This is a genomic window from Streptomyces bungoensis (genome assembly GCF_001514215.1).
Taxonomy (GTDB): domain Bacteria; phylum Actinomycetota; class Actinomycetes; order Streptomycetales; family Streptomycetaceae; genus Streptomyces; species Streptomyces bungoensis.
In genome coordinates, this window is sequence record NZ_KQ948867.1 from 129626 (window position 1) to 150451 (window position 20826).

A 20826-nucleotide genomic window follows, 5' to 3' on the forward strand; every position below is an offset into this window, starting at 1 on the left:
ACTATCCTCGGTCCGTTGCAGACCTATGGGGGGAAGGCGGCGCGGGGATGGAGAAGCTGGGACCGGGGGATCCGCCCCGGATCGGGGCCTACCGGCTGCTGGCGCGGCTCGGCGCGGGCGGCATGGGGCACGTCTATCTGGCCCGGTCGGACCGGGGCCGCACCGTCGCCGTGAAGCTGGTCCGGGAGGAACTGGCCGCGCAGGAGGAGTTCCGGGCGCGGTTCCGGCAGGAGGTGCAGGCCGCGCAGCGGGTCGGCGGGTACTGGACCGCGCCCGTCCTCGACGCGGACACCGAGGCCGCGGTGCCCTGGGTCGCCACCGGGTACGTCGCCGGGCCCAGCCTCCAGCAGGTCGTCGGCCACGACCACGGGGCGCTGCCCGAGCGGTCGGTACGGATCCTCGCGGCGGGCCTCGCGCACGCGCTGCGGGACATCCACGCGGCGGGGATCGTGCACCGCGACCTGAAGCCGTCGAACGTGCTGGTGACCATCGACGGGCCGCGGGTGATCGACTTCGGGATCGCGCGGGCGATGGAGACGCTGGCGGGGGACGGGCTGACCCGGACCGGGTCGCTGGTGGGGTCGCCCGGGTTCATGGCGCCGGAGCAGGTGCGGGGGGACCGGATCACCCCGGCGTGCGACGTCTTCTGCCTGGGGTCCGTGCTGGCCTACGCGGCGACCGGGGTGCTGCCGTTCGGGGGTGCCAACAGCGGGGTGCACGCGCTGATGTTCCGGATCGCCCAGGAGGAGCCGGACCTGGCCGGGGTGCCGGAGGGCATCGCGGACCTGGTGCGGGACTGCCTGAAGAAGGACCCCGCCGCGCGGCCCTCGCTGAACCGGATCCTGGAGCTGACGGGCGCGGAGGACACGGTCGCCGGGGGACGTTCCCGGGACCCCTGGCTGCCGGGCGCGCTGGTGGCTCAGCTGGGGCGGCACGCGGTGCAGCTGCTGGAGGTCGAGAACCCGTCGGAGGGGGCCGCGGATCCGGGGCCGGACACGACGCCGGGCGCGGGTGGCACGGGACCCGGCGGGGCGGCCGAACCGCCGGCCGCTGCGGGTGCCGCGGGGACCGAGGAGGCGGGGCCGGTGCCGGCGCCCGCCTGGGTCCAGCCGCAGCGGGGCGGGGCGACGCCTCCGCCCTCCTCACCCCCGCCCGCTTCGTTCTCGCCGGAGCACGCGGCGGTGGCCGACGGGGGTGCGGTGCCGCCTCCGCCGGGCGGGGCCGCGGGCCCCGGCGCGAGCGGGCCGGCCGTCAACCACGCCCCCACCATGGTCTCCGGGCAGACCCCGCCGCCCGGGATGCCGCCGGCGGCTCCCGGATTCGGGGCGCCCGGCGCGTACGGGACCGGCGGTGCCTACGGGCCGCCCGGCGGGTACGGCTACCCGCAGCAGGCCCAGCAGCACCCGCAGCCCCATCCCCACTCCGCGCCGTACGGCTACCCGCAGCAGTCGTACCCCCCGTACGGCGGCGGCCTCGGCGCCACCCCGCCCTACGGGCCACCGGTCGGGACGGCGCAGGAGCCGGAGCGGGGGAACCGGCGGTCCACCGTGCTGCTCGTCGTGATCGCGCTGGTGGTGGCGCTGGGCGCGGGCGGGTCGGTGTACGCGCTGATGAGGAGCGGCGGCACGGACGACAAGGGCGACCGTACGGTCAGCCCGGCGCCGACCGCGTCCAGCGCCCCGGCGTCCCGGGAGTCCGCCTCGCCCACACCCTCGGCGTCGCCCTCGGGGTCCCCCTCGGCGTCCCCGTCCTCCGACGGCGCGATCCCGGACGCCTACCTGGGCACCTGGGAGACGTCCATCGAGAACGCCAACGGCTCCAACAGCCGTGAACTGACCATCAGCCAGGGCAAGGTCGGCGACACGGTCCTCACGCTCGTCGCCGACGGCCCCACCGACGGCGGCGGCACCTACCACTGCGTGTTCGAGGCCGAGCTCGCCGAACAGCCCAGTGCCGACGGGCCGTTGGAGATCGGCCCGTCGAAGGTGACGAGCGGCGACCCGATGTCGTCGTGCTCGCGCGGCGAGGCCAGCGAGGTCACACTGCTGCCGGACGGGCGCCTGCGGCGCGCGAAGACCACGGGCGGCGAGAGCCTGACGTACACCAAGCAGTGACCCTCCAGGGACGCGGAGAACCGCGCGACCGGCCACGACGGCGCGCCACCCGGCTGGTCTGCCGCGGCCCGCGAAGGGACGCGGGGAACTGCGCGACCGGCCAAGACGGCGCGGCACCCGGCTGGTCTGCCGCGGCCCGCGAAGGGGCGCGGGGAACCGCGCGACCGGCCACGACGGCGCAGCACCCGAACGACGGCCCGGCCCGGCCCGCCACGCCACGGCATCGGCATCGGCACCGAACACCATCGGCACCGAACACACGGACGACGACACATCACGGCACCGCTCCCCGCGGAGCGCTCAGCGCGGCTCCGGCGGCCGCTGGCGCGGCATGTTCGGGCGGGTGCCGCCCGCCGGGGGCAGCGGGAACCTGCCGACGGAGCCGGCCGGGTCCGGGCGGGAGCCGGAGGCCACCGTGGCCTGGATGCCCATCGGTGCCGGACCCGTGCGGAACTCCACCATCCAGTCCGCCGTCTCCGTGCGGACCAGCTCCAGCACGTCCTCCGAGAACCGCCGCAGCACCCCCAGGCACCGCTCGGTGGCCTCCGCGGCCGTGCCCTCCGTCGGCCCCAGGACCTCCCGCACGCACTCCGAGGCCCAGTCGAACTGCAGCACCTGCAGCCGCCGCTGCACGGCCTGGGCGGTGGCCACGTCCCTTATCCAGCCGGAGGTGACCCCGAAGAACCGGTCGATCCCGACGCACGCCACCGCGAGCAGCAGCGCCAGGTACCCCCAGGGCGCGACCCCGCCGACGACCCCGGTCAGGTCCAGCAGCGGCAGCGCGGCCCCGGACACCGCACCCGCCGCCGCCCCGGCCCGCAGCGCCCGGGCTCCCCGCCGCTTCCACACCCGGTCCCCGAGGTACCAGGCCGCCGTGCTCAGGGCTCCCCGCTCCACCCACCGGTACAGCTCGTCCAGCCGCTCGGCGGGCTCACCCCAGTCGCCGAGCGGGAACGTCCGCGCGGTCAGGTCGCCCGGCCGGAGTCCGGCCGCGCCCTCGCCCCACCCGTCCTGAGGCGGACCCTCGGGCTGCATCTCCGGCTGACCCACCCGGCACTCCCTACTGAACGACGGCTGTACCCCGACGATCACAGTGCGTGACACCGCACGTCGAGGCGCGGCCCCCTTCCTACCGCCCAATGGGTGGCCCGGTCGCGACTTTCCCGGCTTTTCCGCCCGGACGGGCGCCTTGGTCAGGTATAGGGCGCCCACACAACTCACTCGAAAGAGTGGCGGGGCGATGGCCGCCTGGACCACGTAGGCTCGTGCCAAGGAGAAGGACGTTAAGGAGCTGATCGTGATCCCCGGTGGTGGCCAGCCCAACATGCAGCAGTTGCTCCAGCAGGCCCAGAAGATGCAGCAGGATCTGCAGCGGGCGCAGGAGGAACTGGCGAACACGGAGGTCGACGGGCAGGCGGGCGGCGGTCTGGTGCAGGCCACCGTCACCGGCTCCGGCGAGCTGCGCGCGCTGAAGATCGACCCGAAGGCGGTGGACCCGGAGGACACCGAGACCCTCGCCGACCTGATCGTCGCGGCCGTGCAGGCGGCCAACGAGAACGCGCAGGCCCTCCAGCAGCAGAAGCTGGGCCCGCTGGCGCAGGGTCTGGGCGGCAGCGGCATCCCCGGTCTGCCGTTCTGACGCCGGGCCAACTACCGTACGTTCCGAAAGGTCTCCAGGAAGGGCAGTCCGTTGTACGAAGGCGTGGTCCAGGACCTCATCGACGAGCTGGGGCGGCTGCCCGGCGTCGGTCCGAAGAGCGCGCAGCGGATCGCCTTCCACATCCTGCAGGCGGAGCCGGCGGACGTGAAGCGGCTCGCGCAGGCGCTCCTGGAAGTGAAGGCGAAGGTCCGCTTCTGCGCGACGTGCGGCAACGTGGCCCAGGAGGAGCTGTGCAACATCTGCCGCGACCCGCGCCGCGACCCGACCGTCATCTGCGTGGTGGAGGAGCCGAAGGACGTCGTCGCGATCGAGCGCACCCGTGAGTTCCGCGGGCGCTACCACGTCCTGGGCGGCGCCATCAGCCCCATCGAGGGCGTCGGACCCGACGACCTGCGTATACGGGAACTTCTCGCCCGGTTGGCCGACGGGACGGTCACGGAGCTGATCCTGGCCACGGATCCCAACCTGGAAGGCGAGGCCACGGCGACGTACCTCGCCCGCATGATCAAGCCCATGGGCCTGAAGGTCACCCGCCTGGCCAGCGGCCTCCCGGTGGGTGGCGACCTGGAATACGCGGACGAGGTCACACTCGGCCGCGCCTTCGAGGGGAGACGACTCCTAGATGTCTGACGCCACGCTGCACGACACGACGCGGGACCCGGACGACTTCGCGGTCCAGATCGCCGACCAGATCGAGAGCTTCCTGGTGGCAGTCACGGAGGTGGCGCGGGGCGACGAGCCCGGCTCGACCGTCCCCTTCCTCCTCCTGGAGGTCTCCCAGCTCCTGCTGGCCGGCGGCCGGCTGGGCGCCCACGAGGACATCGTCCCCGACGAGCGCTACGAGCCCGACATCGGCCCCGAGCCGGACGTCGACCTGCTGCGCGAGAACCTGGGCCGCCTGCTGGAGCCGGTCGACGTGTACTCGGAGGTCTTCGACCCGTACGAGCCCCGCACGGCGCCCGTCCCCGCCCGCATCTCGGACGACCTCGCCGGCGTCATCACCGACCTGCGCCACGGCATGTCCCACTACCGCGCGGGCCGCACCACGGAAGCGCTGTGGTGGTGGCAGTTCTCCTACTTCTCCAACTGGGGCCCGACGGCCTCCGCCGTCCTGCGCGCCCTCCAGTCGGTCCTCATCCACGTCCGCCTCAACCAGCCCCTGGAAGAACTGGACGGCCTCGACACCGACCAGCCCGCCCTGGGCGACGAGACCCTGGAGTTCGAGGCGGGCCGCGTCATGGCCCAGGAGATCGGCGGCCGGCTGGGGAGCAGCCAGGCGAAGTGACCGCGAGCAGCGCCTCCGCGTCGACGTACGGCGCGGTCGGCGTCGGCTCGCTGTACCAGCGCAGCGGCCAGGTCTCGCCCTCCAGCGCCGGCACCCCGACGTAGGTGACGGTCCGGTCCGCCCGCAGGCCGAAGTGCTGCACGCCGAGCGGCCAGTCGTAGCGGTGCACGACCCCGGGCGGCAGCAGGAAGTACACCCACCGCGTGCGGCCCCCGCCCTCGCACACGATCGGCCCGGCGTCCCCGTCCCCGCGCTCGACCACCCGGTCGGCGACGGCCTCGCCCCTTCGTCCCTCGATCCGCACGGCGTCGAAGTGCACGCCGGCCACGCGCAGTCGGTGCCCGCGGACGGGCACCCAGGCCGGCCGGTGAATTGCGTTCGTCATGGTCACACAGTGACGTCGAGGTGGCTACCCTCGGTAGTGACCCGGGTGCTACACGCCCGGGTGTACCGGTCGGAGGTGCGAGCTGTGTCCCAGTCGCCGCCCATGTGGCGCTTCAGCGGCAACCAGATGAAGCGCTGGCGCACCAAGGCCAACGTCAGCCGCGAGCAGCTCGCCGCCGCCTCCCACTACTCCCCGGACACCATCAAGGCGATGGAGCAAGGGGTACGCATGCCGACGCCCCGAGTCCTCGACGCGGCCGACGAGTTGTGCCGGGCGGAGGGGCTGTTGAGCGCGGCGAAGGACTACTTGAGCCGGGAGAAGTTCCCGCCGAGGGCTCAGGAGTTCATGGAGCGGGAGAGGGAGGCGATCGGTCGCTGGTCGTACGACGCCACGTACATTCCAGGGCTGTTGCAGACGAGGGGATACACGCGGACACTCATCGAGAACCGCTACCCGCCCTTGGACGAGGAGACGGTCGAGGAGCGGATCACCGGCCGTATGGAGCGACAGGCGATCCTCACCGAGCGGAAGCCGCCCGTGGCCCTGAGCTTCGTCGTCTACGAGGCCGCGCTGCGCAGTCCTCTTGTGGACGCCGGGCAACTGCGCCGTCTGCTTGAGGTCTCCCTCTTGCGGAACGTCGCGTTGCAGGTGCTCCCTTTCTCAAGGGCCGTTCCGGCGGCATTGCTGGGTCCCATGGTGTTGCTGGAGACGCGCGACCACGAGCGGTTCGCTTACGCTGAGGGCCAGTTGGGGAGCCAACTGTCGGCCGAACCAGATGTCGTGAGCCGTACGATCGAGCGGCTCAGCATGATCCGCGCAGAGGCCCTCAGCCCGGCAGAGTCGGCCCGTTTCATCGAACGGATGAAGGATCAGCCATGAGCGACCAGCTGAACTGGTTCAAGTCGAGCTACAGCGACGACGAGGGCGGCGACTGCGTCGAAGTCGCGTTCGCCACCCGCATCCACATCCGCGACTCCAAGAACCCCACCGGCCCGGACATCCGCGTCCCCGCCCCCGCCTGGTCGGCCTTCATCGCCGCACTTCAGCCCGGGGCTTGAGCCTCGGGCCCCGAGCCCTTCCCTGGGTTTCTGGGCTGGGTGAAAACCTCCCAACCAACCAAGCGCGTACCTGAGTTAAGGCCGCCTACCTCGAAAGAGTGACGTTCCGTGATCAGCTTGCGCCGGAACGTAAAGCGGCCCTAGGTTCGCGGCACATAGATCGGCCCCGGTCGGTGCGCCAACACCGGCTCCGGGGCCTGGACCTACGGATCGAAAGAGACTCGATCGTGGCTTACTCCCACCCTAGTCCTGTCCTGCCCTCCCCGTCCCACCCGATGGCCAAAACGGGTTACGGCAAGCGCTCCGCAGGTGACGAAGACTCGCACGCGGAGGCGGACTTCGCACACCTGAGCCCTCGTGAGCGCGACGTCGCCGTCTTCGTCGACAACCTGGAAGACGGCCACGCGATGGGCTATAAGGCGATCGCGGCAGTACACCCCCGCTACGGCCAGCAGGCCACCCGCATGGCGCTGAAGGGCCTCTGCGACGCCGGTCATCTGTGCCGGATCCGCGAGCACATCACCGTCGAGGACAACTCGATGCGCTGGGTGACGCGGACGTACTGGTCGCGTACCCGCAGGTCGAAGGAGTGGTGGGCGGACTTCGCGCGGGCGCGCAAGGGTCGGATCGTCACGGACGAGTACCGGCCGGGGCTGGCCCGTACCGACGACCAGGGCGTTCCCGAGGAGCCGGCCGAGGAGGCTGCGGAGGCCACGGAGGAGTCCGGCAGCACCGCCTACCGCACCCTCGCGGACCTCGGTGAGGCGGATCGTCGCATGCCGTTGTCCGAGTCCGACTGCCGGTCCCTGGAAATCCTCGCCGCCGAGTGGCTGTCCCGCGGCGCGACACCGAACGACATCACCCGTGCCCTGACCGACGGACTGCCGTCCGCCGTGACCAATCCGGGCGGACTCGCCCGCAAGCGACTGGAGAGCAAGATGCCCCCGAAGAAGGCCAGGATCCGGCAGAAGCCCGCACCCCGGCGGGCCCGAGTGGACCGCGTGATCATGTGTTGCATGTCCTGCGACGCGGACGAGCGGACGACGACGATCGACGGAGGGATGTGCCCGGACTGCCGCGCGGAGTACGAGGCGGACCTGGCCGCCGAGGCGGCCGGTGAGCTGGACGCCGGATACGTGCCGGAGACGTTCCTCGCCGACCCGTACCCCGTGTACGAGGTGGTGGACGTCGCCCGCCGTGCGGCCGAGGCGCGGGCGGCCGGCGGCCTGCGCACGAAGAGCGGGCGCGCGCTGTGAGCGTGCAGGACGTGCCGGTCCGGGCACCATGGAGTCGAGGAGGCGACACCATGACCCCCAGGACTGAGGACCGGCCGCAGATGACCGCCGAGGAGTTCGAGGAGTTGGAACGCCACGCCCCGGAGACCGTGTGGCTGGAGTTCGTCAACGGGAAGATTGTCGTAAAGCCCATGCCGGACGGCAATCACAGCGAGATCTACATGTGGCTGCTGGAGCGCTGCATGCACCTGCGACCGGATCTGCGGCTCCATCCTGAGCGGGGACTCAAGACCGAGGCGTACCGCAAGGGACGCGCTCGCGCCGACGGGGTGCTCGTGCCCAAGGGCAGCCTCAAGGGAAAGGGCGAGTGGTCGGAAGCCACCGGTGTGCTGATGGCCGTGGAGATCACCTCTTGGGATCACGACACGGCACGTCGAGACCGCGTCGAGAAACCCGACGGCTACGCGGCCGCCGGTATCCCCGTCTACCTCCTCATCGACCGTGACGACTGCTCCGTCGTGGTCTTCGACCAGCCGGAGGACGGCCGCTACCGCCACGAGGAGAAGCTGCCCTTCGGCGCCTCCGTCAAGCTCCCTGACCCCGTGAACATCACCCTGGACACCGAGCCGCTCAAGGAGTTCGCCGACTGAACCCGGTAAGGCACCGCGGGCGCCCCACTGTGACCCGTCGCACGTTCCGCGTGCCGGGCCCCCCGCTGGGCAGGTTCCCGGGGCGAGCGGACGATGTCTCACCATGCGGGAGCAGGGTGGTCGATTTCGGACGCTCGTTAGACTGAGCCGACACAAACGAACCGAGCGAGGAGCGCACGTGGGCCTTGTCGTGCAGAAGTACGGAGGCTCCTCCGTAGCCGATGCCGAGGGCATCAAGCGCGTCGCCAAGCGGATCGTGGAAGCGAAGAAGAACGGCAACCAGGTTGTCGTCGTCGTTTCCGCGATGGGCGACACGACGGACGAGCTGATCGATCTCGCCGAGCAGGTATCGCCGATGCCTGCCGGACGTGAGTTCGACATGCTGCTGACCGCCGGAGAGCGTATCTCCATGGCCCTGCTGGCGATGGCGATCAAAAACCTGGGCCACGAGGCCCAGTCCTTCACCGGCAGCCAGGCCGGCGTCATCACCGACTCGGTCCACAACAAGGCCCGGATCATCGACGTCACGCCGGGCCGGATCCGCGAGTCCCTGGACAAGGGCAACATCGCCATCGTCGCCGGGTTCCAGGGCGTCAGCCAGGACAAGAAGGACATCACCACGCTCGGCCGCGGTGGCTCCGACACGACGGCCGTGGCGCTCGCCGCCGCCCTCGACGCCGAGGTCTGCGAGATCTACACCGACGTCGACGGCGTGTTCACCGCCGACCCGCGTGTGGTGAAGAAGGCGAAGAAGATCGACTGGATCTCCTTCGAGGACATGCTGGAGCTGGCCGCGTCCGGTTCCAAGGTGCTGCTCCACCGCTGTGTGGAGTACGCCCGCCGCTACAACATCCCGATCCACGTCCGGTCCAGCTTCAGCGGGCTGCAGGGCACCTGGGTCAGCAGTGAGCCGATTGGGGACAAGCAGGTGGAGCAGGCCATCATCTCCGGTGTCGCGCACGACACCTCCGAGGCCAAGATCACGGTCGTCGGCGTGCCGGACAAGCCGGGCGAGGCCGCCGCCATCTTCCGGACCATCGCCGACGCCGAGATCAACATCGACATGGTCGTGCAGAACGTGTCCGCCGCCTCCACCGGCCTGACGGACATCTCCTTCACGCTGCCGAAGACCGAGGGCCGCAAGGCCATCGACGCGCTGGAGAAGAACCGCTCCGGCATCGGCTTCGACTCGCTGCGCTACGACGACCAGATCGGCAAGATCTCGCTGGTCGGCGCGGGTATGAAGACCAACCCCGGGGTCACCGCGTCCTTCTTCGAGGCGCTCAGCGACGCGGGTGTGAACATCGAGCTGATCTCGACCTCCGAGATCCGCATCTCGGTCGTCACCCGCAAGGACGACGTGGCGGAGGCCGTGCGCGCGGTGCACACCGCCTTCGGACTCGACTCCGACACCGACGAGGCCGTCGTCTACGGAGGCACGGGCCGGTAATGGCACCGACCGGGAAGCCGACGCTCGCGGTCGTGGGAGCGACCGGGGCCGTCGGCGCGGTCATGCTCCAGATCCTGTCCCAGCGCGCGGACGTCTGGGGCGAGATCCGCCTGATCGCCTCCCCGCGCTCGGCCGGCCGCAAGCTGGCCGTGCGCGGGGCGGAGGTCGAGGTGACGGCCCTCGGCGAGGACGCCTTCGCCGGGGTCGACGTGGCGATGTTCGACGTGCCCGACGAGGTGGCCGCCGAGTGGGCGCCCCTCGCCGCCGCGCGCGGCGCGGTCGTCGTCGACAACTCCGGCGCGTTCCGGACGGACCCGGACGTGCCGCTCGTGGTGCCCGAGGTCAACGCGCACGCGGTGCGCAACCGGCCGCGCGGCATCGTCGCGGGCCCCGGCTGCACGACCCTGGCGATGATCGTCGCCCTGGGCGCGCTGCACGCCGAGTTCGGGCTGCGCGAGCTGGTGGTGTCGTCGTACCAGGCGGTGAGCGGGGCGGGCCGGGCCGGGGTGGAGACCCTGCGGTCCCAGCTGTCCCTGGTCGCCGGGACCGAGCTGGGGACCAAGCCCGGTGACGTACGGCGGGCCGTCGGCGACGACACCGGGCCGTTCCCGGAGCCGGTCGTGCTGAACGTGGTCCCGTGGGCCGGCTCACTCAGGGAGGACGGCTGGTCCTCCCAGGAGATGCAGGTCCGGGACGAGGCCCGCAAGGTCCTCGGACTGCCGAGGCTGCCGATCGCCGTGACCTGCGTCCGGGTGCCGGTGATCACCGGCCACTCGCTCACCGTCCACGCCCGCTTCCAGGGCGAGGTCAGCGTCGACGGTGCCCGCGAGATCCTCGCCACCGCCCCCGGCGTCGTGCTGTGCGACGACCCGGCCGCCGGGGAGTTCCCCACGCCCGCCGACGTGGTGGGCACCGACCCCGCCTGGGTCGGGCGGGTGCGGCGGGCGCTCGACGACCCGACCGCGCTCGAGTTCTTCGTGTGCGGCGACAACCTGCGCAAGGGCTCCGCGCTGAACACCGCGCAGATCGCGGAACTCGTGGCCGCGGAGATCACGGGCGAGGCCTCTACACGCGCGTAGAACTGTTTGTAGGATCCAGGTAAGAAATACCCCCCGTCCCCCGCAACCGTGCGGGGGGCGGGGAGCGTCTTTGCGGTCACCCTTGCGGGGCTGCGGACTTGTGGATCCCGGCGTGGGGACGCCGTGATCCGGGCGCGGGGACGTCCGTTCAAACAGGACATAGGGGAAGAGCGGGACGCATGACGGTAATTGAGGCACCGTCGGCCGTCGCACATGTGACGCCCGGCACGTACAACCCTGACGGGGTCAGACGTGTCCAACTGGCGTGGCAGAGGTACTCGAACTCACTGCGGCCCGCGGCACCGCGGCGCTCCGGCCGCCCCGTGCGGCGCTCCGGCCGCGCGTTCCCGGCGGCATGCCGGTGATCGCGCCCATGCCCGCAGCGCGGCCCGCCCGCATACCCAGTCAGCGTGACGGCTCCGACGACACCCCGGCCGCCACCACCGCCCTCGCGGACGCCGCGGCCCTCGGCACCACCGTCGACCACCTCACCGAGACCTACCGGGCGCACTACCGGTCGCTCCTCGGTCTCGCCGCCCTCCTCCTCGACGACACGGCCTCCTGCGAGGACGTCGTCCAGGAGGCCTTCATACGCGTCCACTCGGCCCGCAAGCGCGTCCGCGACCCCGAGAAGACCCTCGCCTACCTCCGCCAGACCGTCGTCAACCTCTCCCGCTCCGCCCTGCGCCGGCGCATCCTCGGCCTGAAGCTGCTCTCCAAGCCGATGCCCGACATGGCGAGCGCGGAGGAGGGCGCCTACGACCAGCTGGAGCGGCGCGACCTCATCAAGGCGATGAAGGGACTGCAGCGCCGCCAGCGCGAGGTCCTGGTGCTGCGCTACTTCGCGGACATGACCGAGGCGCAGGTCGCCGAGACGCTCGGCATCTCGCTGGGCTCGGTGAAGGCGTACGGCTCGCGGGGCATCGCCGCGCTCCGGATCGCCATGGAGACGCCGGCATGAGCGAACGCGCAGAAGGGGGCGACGCCCGTGGCCGCCCCTCCCACGAACGCCACGAACCCTTCGCCTGGCACGAGCCGACGAAGGACGAGCAAGAGCACACGCCATCGCACGCTGGGAACGGAACTGTGAACCACGGCCCCGACGCACAGGGCCCCGAGGGGTCCGAGCCGGGTCTCGACGGCCTCGCCCCGGACCTCGACGGCCCCGCACCGGATCCCGACGGCCTCGAACGGGATCTCGACGGCCTCGCACCGGACGAGCTGGCCCTGCGCCGGATCCTGCACGCCGCGGTCGAGGACATCGAACCGCGCACCGGCACACTCGACCACCTGCGCCGCGCCGTGCCCGCCCGGCGGGCCCGCAAGCGCCAGGCCGTCGTCGGCATGGCGGCCGCCGCCCTGTTCATCGGCACCGCCATCCCCGCTCTCATCCACGTCTCGGCCGCCGGCGGCTCCGACCCGAACACCGCCATGGCCGGGCAGACCTCCCAGACCCAGGGCGGAGCCGACCAGGGCAAGCAGGAGGACGGCGGCTCCAGCGGTCCCGCCGACTCCCACGGCAAGACGCCCGGGCACGGCAAGGGCAGCGGCAAGCCCGGCGAGCGGGGCGGGACCGGCGGCAGCGGCACCGGCTCGTCCTCCGGCGCCAACCCGTCCGCCACCCTGGCCACGGGCGCCCCGCTGTGCACGGCGGCCCAGCTGGGCTCCGCCACGCAGAGCGTGAACGCCGCCGACACCGCGGGCGTGGTCTACGGCGTCTTCCGCGTCACCAACATCTCCACCAGCAGCTGCACCGTCGGCGGCGCGGGCACCGTCGCGGTCGCGGCGCAGGGCGCGGCCGACCCGGCCAAGGTGGGCGCTGCCCGGCACGCGGCCGGGGACGCGGCGGCCGGGCTGCCCGACCCCTCCCTGGAGGCGACAGGGCTGGTCCTGCAGCCGGGCGCGGCCTACGAGGAGAAGTTCGCCTTCGTGCCCTCCGAGACCTGCCCCACCACCGGCGGGACCGACACCACCAGCGGCGGCACGACCGGCGGCGATCCCTCACCCGCCCCCTCGCCCAGCCAGGACGCCGGAGCCTCCGGGACCACCGACACCGGCACCGGCACGTCCTCGGGTGTCACGACCCAGCTCGTCACCGAGGACGGGGGCACGGCCGACGGCAGCGTCCTCGTCACCCACACCGCGCAGCCGGGCTCGCCGAGCGTGTCGGCGACGGTGCCGGGCGCGTGCGCCGGGACGGTGTACTACACCGGGGTGCTGGCGGCGTCGTAGCGCCTGCCGGGCCTGCCGGCCCGGACGGCCCGGACGCTCAGACGGCGGCCGGCTGGTCGGGCCGGTCGGTCTGGTCCGGCTGGTCCGGCTGCGCGGACACCAGGCCCAGCGCCGCGTCCCGGTGGAACTCCACCTCGCGGCGCAGCAGCCGGAACCACATGAAGACGACGAAGCCGGCGAAGACGAACCACTCGCCGGTGTAGCCGAGGTTCTGGAACGCCTTCAGGTCCAGGCCGGTGCCGTCCGGCGCGGTCGCGGGGACGGCCTTCATCCCGGAGTCGGCCCGGTCCAGGGTGACCCAGGCGTCGTACAGCCGGTACGGCACCAGGTTGACCAGGGAGGCCGAGCTGATCGCCCCGGTCTGCCCGGCGGGCAGGCCGCTCTGGGCGCCGACCCCGTTGTCCCCCGGGGTCTCCGAGGCCTGCAGCGCGCCGGTGACGGTGACCTCGCCGGCGGGCGGGGCGGGGGCCTTCGCCGCGTCCGGGTGGCCGGGCAGCCAGCCGCGGACCACGGGCAGGGCGCGCCCGGAGTCGGTGCGCAGCAGCGTCAGCACGTAGAAGCCGCTCCTGCCGTCCAGCTCCCGGCCGGGCACCAGCAGCTGCGCGCCGTACCGGCCGGTCGCGGTGACCCGCCGTCCCGAGGTGGCCTTGTCCACCGGGAGCATGGAGGCCAGCGGACGGGCCTTCTCGTGCCGGTCGGAGGCGGCCTGCTCGGTGGCGGCGCGATGGTCCTGCACCCGCCCCTCGAACCGGCTCAGCTGCCACGACCCCATGAAGATGCAGAAGGGGATGGCGAGCAGCACGAAGACGTTGATGCCCCACCAGCGGGGTGTCAGCAGAAACCGGTACACGCCCTCAACGGTACGGCGCCCGGCGCGCGAGGCCGTCGCGGGGCCCCGAACCGGACAGGTGTGCGGACGCGGTGGCGGTGATCGGGAATTGGGCGGGAGTTGTCCACAGGCTGGGGACGCCCGCCAGCACGTTGCCGGCCCGGCCAGGCACTATGGGCGCATGACTGGGGCGATGAGTGAGAGCAGGGCGCCGGGGACTCCGGGCGCCGACGACATGCCGGACTGGGAGAAGCGCTTCCGGGCGCCGCGGGTCTCGCTGCCCGACTGGGCGGAGGACGCGCCGGACCGCTCCCTGTTCGTGTCGAACGCGACGGGCACGTACGAGCTGTACGCCTGGGACCGGGGCACGGGCGAGCAGCGGCAGGCCACGAACCGGCCGAACGGCACGACGGACGGCGTGCTGTCCCCGGACGGCGCCTGGATCTGGTGGTTCGACGACAAGGACGGCGACGAGTTCGGCGTCTGGCGCCGCCAGCCCTTCACCGGCGGGCCGGACGAGACGGCCGTGCCCGGACTGGCCCCCTCCTACCCGGCAGGCCTGGCCCTGGCCCGCGACGGCCGCACGGCCGTGGTCGGCCGCTCCACCGACGAGGACGGCACGACCGTCCACCTCGCCCGGGCGGGCGAGGACCCGGTCGAGATCTACCGGCACCGCGAGTCGGCGGGCGTCGGCGACCTCTCCCACGACGGCTCCCTGATCGCGATCGAGCACACCGAGCACGGCGACGCCATGCACGCGGCCCTGCGCGTGCTCCGCCCGGACGGCACGACGGTCGCCGAACTGGACGACACCAAGGGCGGCACCGAGGAGCTGGGCCTGGAGGTGCTGGGCTTCGCCCCCGTCGACGGCGACCCGCGGCTGCTCATCGGCCACCAGCGCCGGGGCCGCTGGGAGCCCCTGGTGTGGGACGTGGCGACGTGCGAGGAGACCGACCTCGCCCTCGACCTCCCCGGTGACGTCGGCGCCGAGTGGTACCCGGACGGCGGCGCGCTGCTCATCGTCCACAGCCACGAGGCCCGCAGCGAGCTGTTCCGCTTCGACCTGGCCACGCACGCGCTGACCCGCATCCCCACGCCGCCGGGCTCGGTCTCCGGGGCGACGGCACGCCCCGACGGCAGCGTGGAGTACCTGTGGTCGTCGGCCGCCGAGCCGCCCGCCGTCCGCTCGACCGCCGGCGGGGTCGTCCTGGACCCTCCCGGCATGAAGTGCCCGCCGTCGGTCCCGGTGGAGGACGCGTGGGTGGAGGGCCCCGGGGGCATCGTCCACGCCCTGGTGCAGAAGCCGGCCGGTGCCACCGGCCCCCTGCCGACGGTCTTCGACCTGCACGGCGGCCCCACCTGGCACGACAGCGACTCCTTCGCCGCGGGCCCGGCGGCCTGGCTGGACCACGGGTACGCGGTGATCCGCGTCAACTACCGCGGCTCCACCGGGTACGGCCGCGCCTGGACGGACGCGCTCAAGCACCGGGTCGGGCTGATCGAGCTGGAGGACGTCGCCGCGGTCCGCGACTGGGCCGTCGCCTCCGGCCTCGCCGACCCCGCCCGCCTCGTTCTCACCGGCGGCTCCTGGGGCGGCTACCTCACCCTCCTCGGCGTCGGCACCCAGCCGGAGGCGTGGGCGGTGGGCATCGCGGTCGTGCCGGTCGCGGACTACGTGACGGCCTACCACGACGAGATGGAGGCCCTGAAGGCCATGGACCGCACGCTCCTGGGCGGCACCCCGGAGGAGGTCCCCGAACGTTTCGAGGCGTCCTCCCCGCTCACCTACGTCGACCAGGTCAAGGCCCCCGTCTACATTTCGGCCGGCGTCAACGACCCCCGCTGTCCGATCCGCCAGATCGACAACTACGTCAAGCGCCTGGAGGCCCGCGGCGCGGCCCACGAGGTCTACCGCTACGACGCGGGCCACGGCTCCCTGGTCGTCGACGAGCGCATCAAGCAGGTCCGGCTCGAACTGGACTTCGCCGCACGCCACCTCACCGGGGCGTGAACGGCACCCCCGGGGCCGGGCGGCCGGGCGTCAGCCCAGGTCGGCCAGGCCCCGGCGGGTCGCGGCGACGACGACGCGGTCGCCCGGCCGCAGCGCGTAGGACGCGGGGACCGAAGCCTGCCGCTCCACCGCCAGCACCCGCCAGGCGCCGGCCCGGAACGCCTGGCCCACGGTCCGCCCCTCCAGCTCCGGATGCCCGGCCACGTCCACCGACGCGAACAGCAGCACCCGCCGCTCCACCGACAGCGCCCCCAGCACCCGCCGCCCCAGCATGGCCCCCGCGAACGCCGGCGCCGCGAGGTGCGACACGCTCCGGCTCCGCGTCGACGCCTGCGGGTGCGCGGCCCGCAGCGTCCGGTACACCGCGGCCGCGAAGTCGTCGTCGTACAGCCGTAAGACCACCCGCAGATCCGGCCGCACCGACCGCGCGTACAGCACGGCCTCCAGGTTCGTCGTGTCCGCGCTGGTCACCGCGAGCAGCGCGTGCGCCCGGTGGATCTTCGCCGCCTCCAGCACCCCTTCCTGCGTGACGTCCCCCAGCACCACCGGCACCCGCAGCCGCCGCGCGGTCGCCAGCCCCCGCGCCTCCGGGTCGGACTCCACGCACACCACCGAGACGTGCAGCTCCCGCAGCCGGGTCAGCACCCGTGTGCCGATCTTGCCGAGCCCGAGCAGCACCACGTGCCCGCCGAGCCCGCGCGGCGGCTTGCGCAGCGCGGAGGCGGTCCGGAAGGTGCCGAGCGCCTCGAGCACCGCCGCCAGCAGCACCGGCAGCAGCAGCAACCCGACCAGCCCGGACAGCAGTTGCAGGACCTGCCGCCCGACCGGCTGCCCCAGCGCCGGATTGTCGATCGCGAACAGGTCCAGCAGCGTCAGATAGAAGGCACTCAGCGGATGCACGTCGGCGACCACCCACAGCGCCACGGCGAGCGCGACCACACAGCCCACGAGCCCCGCCAGCGACCACCGCAGCCGCCGGGAGAACAGGGAGGCGAGCGGCGGCACGACCCCCATCCCGCGCCCGGCCATGTCCGACGCCGGCCCGCCGGGCGCGGCCGACACGTCCTCCAGCACCACGGCGGCCCGCCCGCCGGCCCGGCGCACCTCGTCGTCGTCCGGCAGCAGCCGGGGCCCGGCCTCGTCGCCGTCACTGGACCCGTCGGCCCCCGCGGGACCGGTGCCGTTCGCCGAGAGCAGGGCGAGCGTGCACAGCCCCCGGTCGGCGATCCGCCCGTCCCGCGACGGCACCCGCTCCACCGCCCGCAGCAGCAGGCTGTCGGTCTGCACGACCTTGGTGGTGCCGGCGACCGCGGCGGCGGCCAGCGCGGGCGCGGCGGTGTCGGCGTCGGACAGGACGGTCGTGGACGCCTCCACCCCGTCCGCCGCGCCCTCGCCCGATCCGGCGGCCAACGCGGCCGCCTGGTCCAGGAGTTCCTCGATGTGCTGGCCCAGCCGCCGGTTGTAGAGCCGCAGGACCAGCCGCAGCCGCGGGTTGAGCCGGCGGGCGGTCAGCGCGGCCCGGATGTTGGTCTCGTCGTCGTCGTACACGAGCGCCAGCGCGGCGGCCCCCTCCACCCCGGCCTCGGCGAGCACCGCCTCGGTCGGATCGGCGGCCTCCAGCAGCCGCTCCTCCACGGCCCGTTGCGCGCTCGCGCCGCCGCTGCCGGTACCGCCGGCGGGGACGTTCCCGGTGCCCCGGCCGACGGCGGCGCTGACCACCCGGTCGAGCAGCGCCGAGGCGGCCCGCGCCCGGCCGGCCACCGGGGTCCGCGCCGTGCGCTCGTCGGGCGGCACCACCAGGGTGACCTGCTCGCCGTGGACCCCGCGCAACTCGGCCGCCAGCCGGTGCGCCAGCCCGTCGTCACCGCACACCACCATGTGCGCCACCGGGGCGCCGGCCCCACCCTGATTCGGAACGCTCGCCACGAAGGGAAAGACTGCCCCAAGGAAACGGGTGGTTCCACCAGGGAGGTGAACACCCGTCACCCCGGCCCCGTACGCAGGGGCAAGGGAGCACGCAGCCGGAGGTACCTTCCCGTGGCCATCACCGAAGACGCCCCGCCCGGCCCCGCCGAGCGGACCGCGCCGGCACCCCCTTCCGGGGCGGTCGCCCGCGAACGGGAGGGCCGCGGGCTCAGCTCCCCGCTGCTCCTCACCCTGGTCCTGCTCCTGGCCGTGCTCGCCCAGTCCCCGCTGCGCGGAGCCCTCGGCACCCCGCTCATGCAGAGCTGGATGACCGTGTTCGTCGCCGTCACCGTGCAGGCGCTGCCCTTCCTCGTCCTCGGCGTCCTGCTCTCGGCGGCGATCGCGGTCTTCGTACCCCCCTCCTTCTTCGCCCGCGCCCTGCCGAACCGCCCCGCCCTGGCCGTACCGGTGGCCGGGCTCGCGGGCGCGGTGCTGCCGGGCTGCGAGTGCGCCTCCGTCCCGGTGGCGGGCGCGCTGGTGCGCCGGGGGGTGACCCCCGCGGCGGCCCTGGCCTTCCTGCTGTCCGCCCCGGCGATCAACCCGATCGTGCTGACCGCCACGGCCGTCGCCTTCCCGCGCGACCCGGAGATGGTCCTGGCCCGCTTCCTCGCCAGCCTGCTGGTGGCCTGCGCGATGGGCTGGCTGTGGCAGCGCCTGGGCCGGACCGACTGGCTGCGCCCGCCGGCGCACGGCGCGCACGAGGGCGCGACCCGGGGCGAGGCGTTCTGGAACTCGGTCCGGCACGACACCATGCACGCGGGCGGCTTCCTGGTGCTGGGCGCGATGGCCGCGGCCACGCTGAAGGCGGCGGTCCCGGCGACCTGGCTGCGCACCGCGGCCGACCAGCCCCTGCTCTCCGTGCTCGCCCTCGCCGTCCTGGCCGTGCTGCTGTCCATCTGCTCCGAGGCGGACGCGTTCGTCGCCGCCTCCCTCACCCAGTTCTCCCTGACGGCCAAGCTGGTGTTCCTCGTGGTGGGCCCGATGATCGACCTCAAGCTCTTCGCCATGCAGGCCGGCACCTTCGGCCGCGGCTTCGCCCTGCGCTTCGCCCCCGCCACCTTCGCGCTGGCCGTCGGGGGCGCGGTGCTGACCGGGGCGGTGCTGCTGTGAACCGCCAGGCGCAGGCGGCGGTGATGTTCCTGCTCGGCGCCGCCCTGCTGCACGCGGGCACCACCGGCCTCTACCTGCGCTACGTCAAGGCCGGTCTGCAGCCCCTGCTGCTGGCGTCGGGCGTGGTCCTGATCGCGGCGGCCGCGGCGACGGCGTGGTACGAGCGCAGAGCCGCGAAGGCGGCCGGGGCGGCCGAGCCGGCGACGGCCGAGGCGCAGGCCCACTCCCACCCCGAACCGCGCATCTCCTGGCTGCTGCTCCTGCCCCTGCTGTCCCTGATCCTCGTCGCCCCGCCGGCCCTGGGCTCCTACAGCGCCCTGCGCGCGGGCACGGCCCTGCAGAAGCCGTACGGCTACGGCAGGCTGCCCGGCGCGAACCCCGCCCCGCTCAGCGTGGTGGACTACGCCTCGCGCGCGGCCTACGACCACGGCCGCTCACTGCACGGCCGCCCGGTCCGCGTCACGGGCTTCCTCGCCCTGGACCACTCGGGCGCCCCGTACCTGGTCCGCATGGCCCTCAACTGCTGTGCGGCGGACGCCCAGCCGGTGAAGATAGCCCTGACGGGCACGCTGCCCCCGGTGCTCCGCCCGGACGCCTGGCTGGAGGTCACCGGCACCTACACCCCGAAGCTGACCCACGACCCGGTCAACAACGGCCCGATCCCCTACCTGAAGGTGACCTCGGCGAGACCGGTACCGACCCCGCACGACCCGTACGACGAGACCTGGAACAACTGAAAAGGGTTCAGCCCAGGCACACCACGAGCAGGCAGAGGTGGGACGGGGAGGTGGGGTCCGAGGAGGGGCTCGTCGTGGAGGTGGACGGGGACGTGGTGGTCGGCGTACCCGTGTCCGACCCGGTGCCGGTGGACGGCGCGGGGGCGGGGTCGGCCGGCTGCTGGGCCGACGTGCCCGAACCGGCGGTGTCGTTACCGCCCGAGGCCGTGCCGCCCGTGTTGGTGCTGCCGGAGGCCGGAGCGGCGCCCTGCCGCGTGGCCGGGGTCCGGGCGGGCAGCGGAGCGGTGGCCGCGGCGTCGGTACGGGTGTTCGGCGAGGCGGTGTGGGGTGCGGCGGCGAGGGACTGCCGGCCGGAGCCGGCCGACGCGGGCTGCCGCGCGTGCCGGGGTGCGGTGCCGTGCGAGGAGCGGTGCGTGCCCGACTCGGGGGTGGCCGGGCCGGTGTCGGCGGAGGCCTCTCCGTCCCGGGCGCCCATGCTGTGGTCGTCCGGTGCCGCGGCCGCCTGGGCCCGGTCGCCGGACTGCCGGTCCATCGAGGCCAGCGTGAGCCCGCCGCCGACGAGCGCGACGGCGGTCGCGACCGCGGCCCTGCGCTTGTTCTTCTTCCAGCGCGCCAGCTGGCGCCGCCGCGCCGCCCGGCCCCGCGGCGCGGGCGGGGCACCGTCCACGTCACCGGAGGGCTGGAAGCGCGGAGCCCCGTCGGCGGCGGTGGCCGCCGCCTCGGCGGGGGCGTCGTCGTACCAGGAGTCCTCCGCCGTAGCTATGCCCATACCTGTGCCCGTCCCTGTGCCCGTGCTCCTGCCCATGGCCGTCGGGGGAGCGATGTCCGGGGCGTAGGCGCCGCATCCGGGGCACACCAGGGCGCCGTTCAGGTGGCGGCGGCACGAGGAGCAGTAGTCCATTCGCGGTCTTCCTCAGTCGGCGGCTCCAGCTGCCTGGGCCGGGGCCTGGCCACGTTCGCACGTGGGGTCGAGCGGCCAGCAACGCTAACGAGGCTTTCGGAAGACTGTGTGCACCCCGTGTGGCT

At 73.4% G+C, this 20826-nt stretch carries 20 protein-coding genes; 15 read left to right on the forward strand and 5 right to left on the reverse strand.

Annotation, left to right across the window (positions count from 1 at the left end; all coding sequences use genetic code 11):
• Positions 1–47 precede the first annotated feature (47 nt).
• On the forward strand, positions 48–2114 hold the full coding sequence (locus tag AQJ66_RS27820; RefSeq protein WP_061927543.1) for a serine/threonine-protein kinase: 2067 nt from the start codon (positions 48–50) through the stop codon (positions 2112–2114).
• Positions 2115–2414: 300 nt separating this feature from the next.
• Here the strand turns inward: AQJ66_RS27820 and AQJ66_RS27825 are convergent, their stop codons facing one another.
• Positions 2415–3164, reverse strand: coding sequence for an SLATT domain-containing protein (locus AQJ66_RS27825; RefSeq protein ID WP_061927545.1), 750 nt, complete (start codon positions 3162–3164; stop codon positions 2415–2417).
• Between the two features lie 247 nt (positions 3165–3411).
• On the opposite strand from AQJ66_RS27825, the gene AQJ66_RS27830 reads away from it, so the two are divergent.
• From AQJ66_RS27830 to AQJ66_RS27840, 3 genes are read left to right on the forward strand one after another with little or no spacing between them, the layout of a single operon-like run.
• Positions 3412–3753 carry a YbaB/EbfC family nucleoid-associated protein gene (locus tag AQJ66_RS27830; protein ID WP_079060472.1) on the forward strand — a complete coding sequence of 114 codons (342 nt, stop codon included), beginning with the start codon at positions 3412–3414 and terminating at the stop codon, positions 3751–3753.
• A 51-nt stretch (positions 3754–3804) separates the two neighbouring features.
• Positions 3805–4404, forward strand: a complete 600-nt coding sequence (gene recR, locus AQJ66_RS27835; protein WP_061927549.1) for a recombination mediator RecR — start codon at positions 3805–3807, stop codon at positions 4402–4404.
• Positions 4397–5059, forward strand: coding sequence for a DUF5063 domain-containing protein (locus AQJ66_RS27840; RefSeq protein WP_061927551.1), 663 nt, complete (start codon positions 4397–4399; stop codon positions 5057–5059). Before recR ends, AQJ66_RS27840 begins: the two co-directional genes overlap by 8 nt.
• Here AQJ66_RS27840 and AQJ66_RS27845 read toward each other — a convergent pair.
• A complete protein-coding gene (locus AQJ66_RS27845) occupies positions 5010–5444 on the reverse strand; it encodes a hypothetical protein (RefSeq protein ID WP_341849430.1) in 435 nt (144 codons plus the stop codon). The genes AQJ66_RS27840 and AQJ66_RS27845 overlap by 50 nt on opposite strands.
• Before the next feature lie 102 nt (positions 5445–5546).
• On the opposite strand from AQJ66_RS27845, the gene AQJ66_RS27850 reads away from it, so the two are divergent.
• The 8 genes from AQJ66_RS27850 (at position 5547) to AQJ66_RS27885 (ending at position 13148) form a co-directional block, all read left to right on the forward strand.
• A complete protein-coding gene (locus tag AQJ66_RS27850) occupies positions 5547–6323 on the forward strand; it encodes a helix-turn-helix domain-containing protein (RefSeq protein ID WP_061927670.1) in 777 nt (258 codons plus the stop codon).
• Entirely contained in the window at positions 6320–6502 is a 183-nt protein-coding gene (locus tag AQJ66_RS27855) for a DUF397 domain-containing protein (RefSeq protein ID WP_061927555.1), read from the forward strand. The genes AQJ66_RS27850 and AQJ66_RS27855 overlap by 4 nt, the downstream gene beginning before the upstream one ends.
• A 275-nt stretch (positions 6503–6777) precedes the next feature.
• Positions 6778–7758: a hypothetical protein gene (locus AQJ66_RS27860; RefSeq protein WP_061927558.1), complete on the forward strand. Its 981-nt coding sequence runs from the start codon at positions 6778–6780 to the stop codon at positions 7756–7758.
• Positions 7759–7808: 50 nt separating this feature from the next.
• Complete coding sequence (locus tag AQJ66_RS27865; RefSeq protein WP_061927560.1) at positions 7809–8387, forward strand: Uma2 family endonuclease; 579 nt, start codon at positions 7809–7811, stop codon at positions 8385–8387.
• 178 nt (positions 8388–8565) lie between these two features.
• Positions 8566–9837, forward strand: a complete 1272-nt coding sequence (locus AQJ66_RS27870; RefSeq protein ID WP_061927563.1) for an aspartate kinase — start codon at positions 8566–8568, stop codon at positions 9835–9837.
• Positions 9837–10916 (forward strand): aspartate-semialdehyde dehydrogenase, encoded by a 1080-nt coding sequence (locus AQJ66_RS27875; RefSeq protein WP_061927565.1) that lies wholly within the window; start codon positions 9837–9839, stop codon positions 10914–10916. Before AQJ66_RS27870 ends, AQJ66_RS27875 begins: the two co-directional genes overlap by 1 nt.
• A 265-nt stretch (positions 10917–11181) precedes the next feature.
• Positions 11182–11877: a SigE family RNA polymerase sigma factor gene (locus tag AQJ66_RS27880; RefSeq protein WP_079060474.1), complete on the forward strand. Its 696-nt coding sequence runs from the start codon at positions 11182–11184 to the stop codon at positions 11875–11877.
• A complete protein-coding gene (locus AQJ66_RS27885) occupies positions 11874–13148 on the forward strand; it encodes a hypothetical protein (RefSeq protein ID WP_107119066.1) in 1275 nt (424 codons plus the stop codon). The genes AQJ66_RS27880 and AQJ66_RS27885 overlap by 4 nt, the downstream gene beginning before the upstream one ends.
• A 37-nt stretch (positions 13149–13185) precedes the next feature.
• Here AQJ66_RS27885 and AQJ66_RS27890 read toward each other — a convergent pair whose 3' ends face one another.
• Positions 13186–13998 (reverse strand): SURF1 family protein, encoded by an 813-nt coding sequence (locus AQJ66_RS27890; RefSeq protein ID WP_061927568.1) that lies wholly within the window; start codon positions 13996–13998, stop codon positions 13186–13188.
• A 172-nt stretch (positions 13999–14170) separates the two neighbouring features.
• Here AQJ66_RS27890 and AQJ66_RS27895 point away from each other — a divergent pair, with 172 nt between their 5' ends.
• Positions 14171–15988, forward strand: a complete 1818-nt coding sequence (locus tag AQJ66_RS27895) for a S9 family peptidase (RefSeq protein ID WP_061927570.1) — start codon at positions 14171–14173, stop codon at positions 15986–15988.
• Between the two features lie 30 nt (positions 15989–16018).
• Here the strand turns inward: AQJ66_RS27895 and AQJ66_RS27900 are convergent, their stop codons facing one another.
• Positions 16019–17866 carry an NAD(P)-binding protein gene (locus AQJ66_RS27900; RefSeq protein ID WP_061927572.1) on the reverse strand — a complete coding sequence of 616 codons (1848 nt, stop codon included), beginning with the start codon at positions 17864–17866 and terminating at the stop codon, positions 16019–16021.
• A 159-nt stretch (positions 17867–18025) separates the two neighbouring features.
• Here AQJ66_RS27900 and AQJ66_RS27905 point away from each other — a divergent pair, with 159 nt between their 5' ends.
• Together AQJ66_RS27905 and AQJ66_RS27910 are read left to right on the forward strand one after the other, a co-directional pair.
• A complete protein-coding gene (locus tag AQJ66_RS27905; RefSeq protein ID WP_061927574.1) occupies positions 18026–19063 on the forward strand; it encodes a permease in 1038 nt (345 codons plus the stop codon).
• A complete protein-coding gene (locus AQJ66_RS27910; RefSeq protein ID WP_061927576.1) occupies positions 19060–19800 on the forward strand; it encodes a TIGR03943 family putative permease subunit in 741 nt (246 codons plus the stop codon). The genes AQJ66_RS27905 and AQJ66_RS27910 overlap by 4 nt, the downstream gene beginning before the upstream one ends.
• A gap of 7 nt (positions 19801–19807) precedes the next feature.
• Here AQJ66_RS27910 and AQJ66_RS27915 read toward each other — a convergent pair whose 3' ends face one another.
• Complete coding sequence (locus AQJ66_RS27915) at positions 19808–20701, reverse strand: SCO2400 family protein (protein WP_063804097.1); 894 nt, start codon at positions 20699–20701, stop codon at positions 19808–19810.
• Positions 20702–20826: the final 125 nt, after the last annotated feature.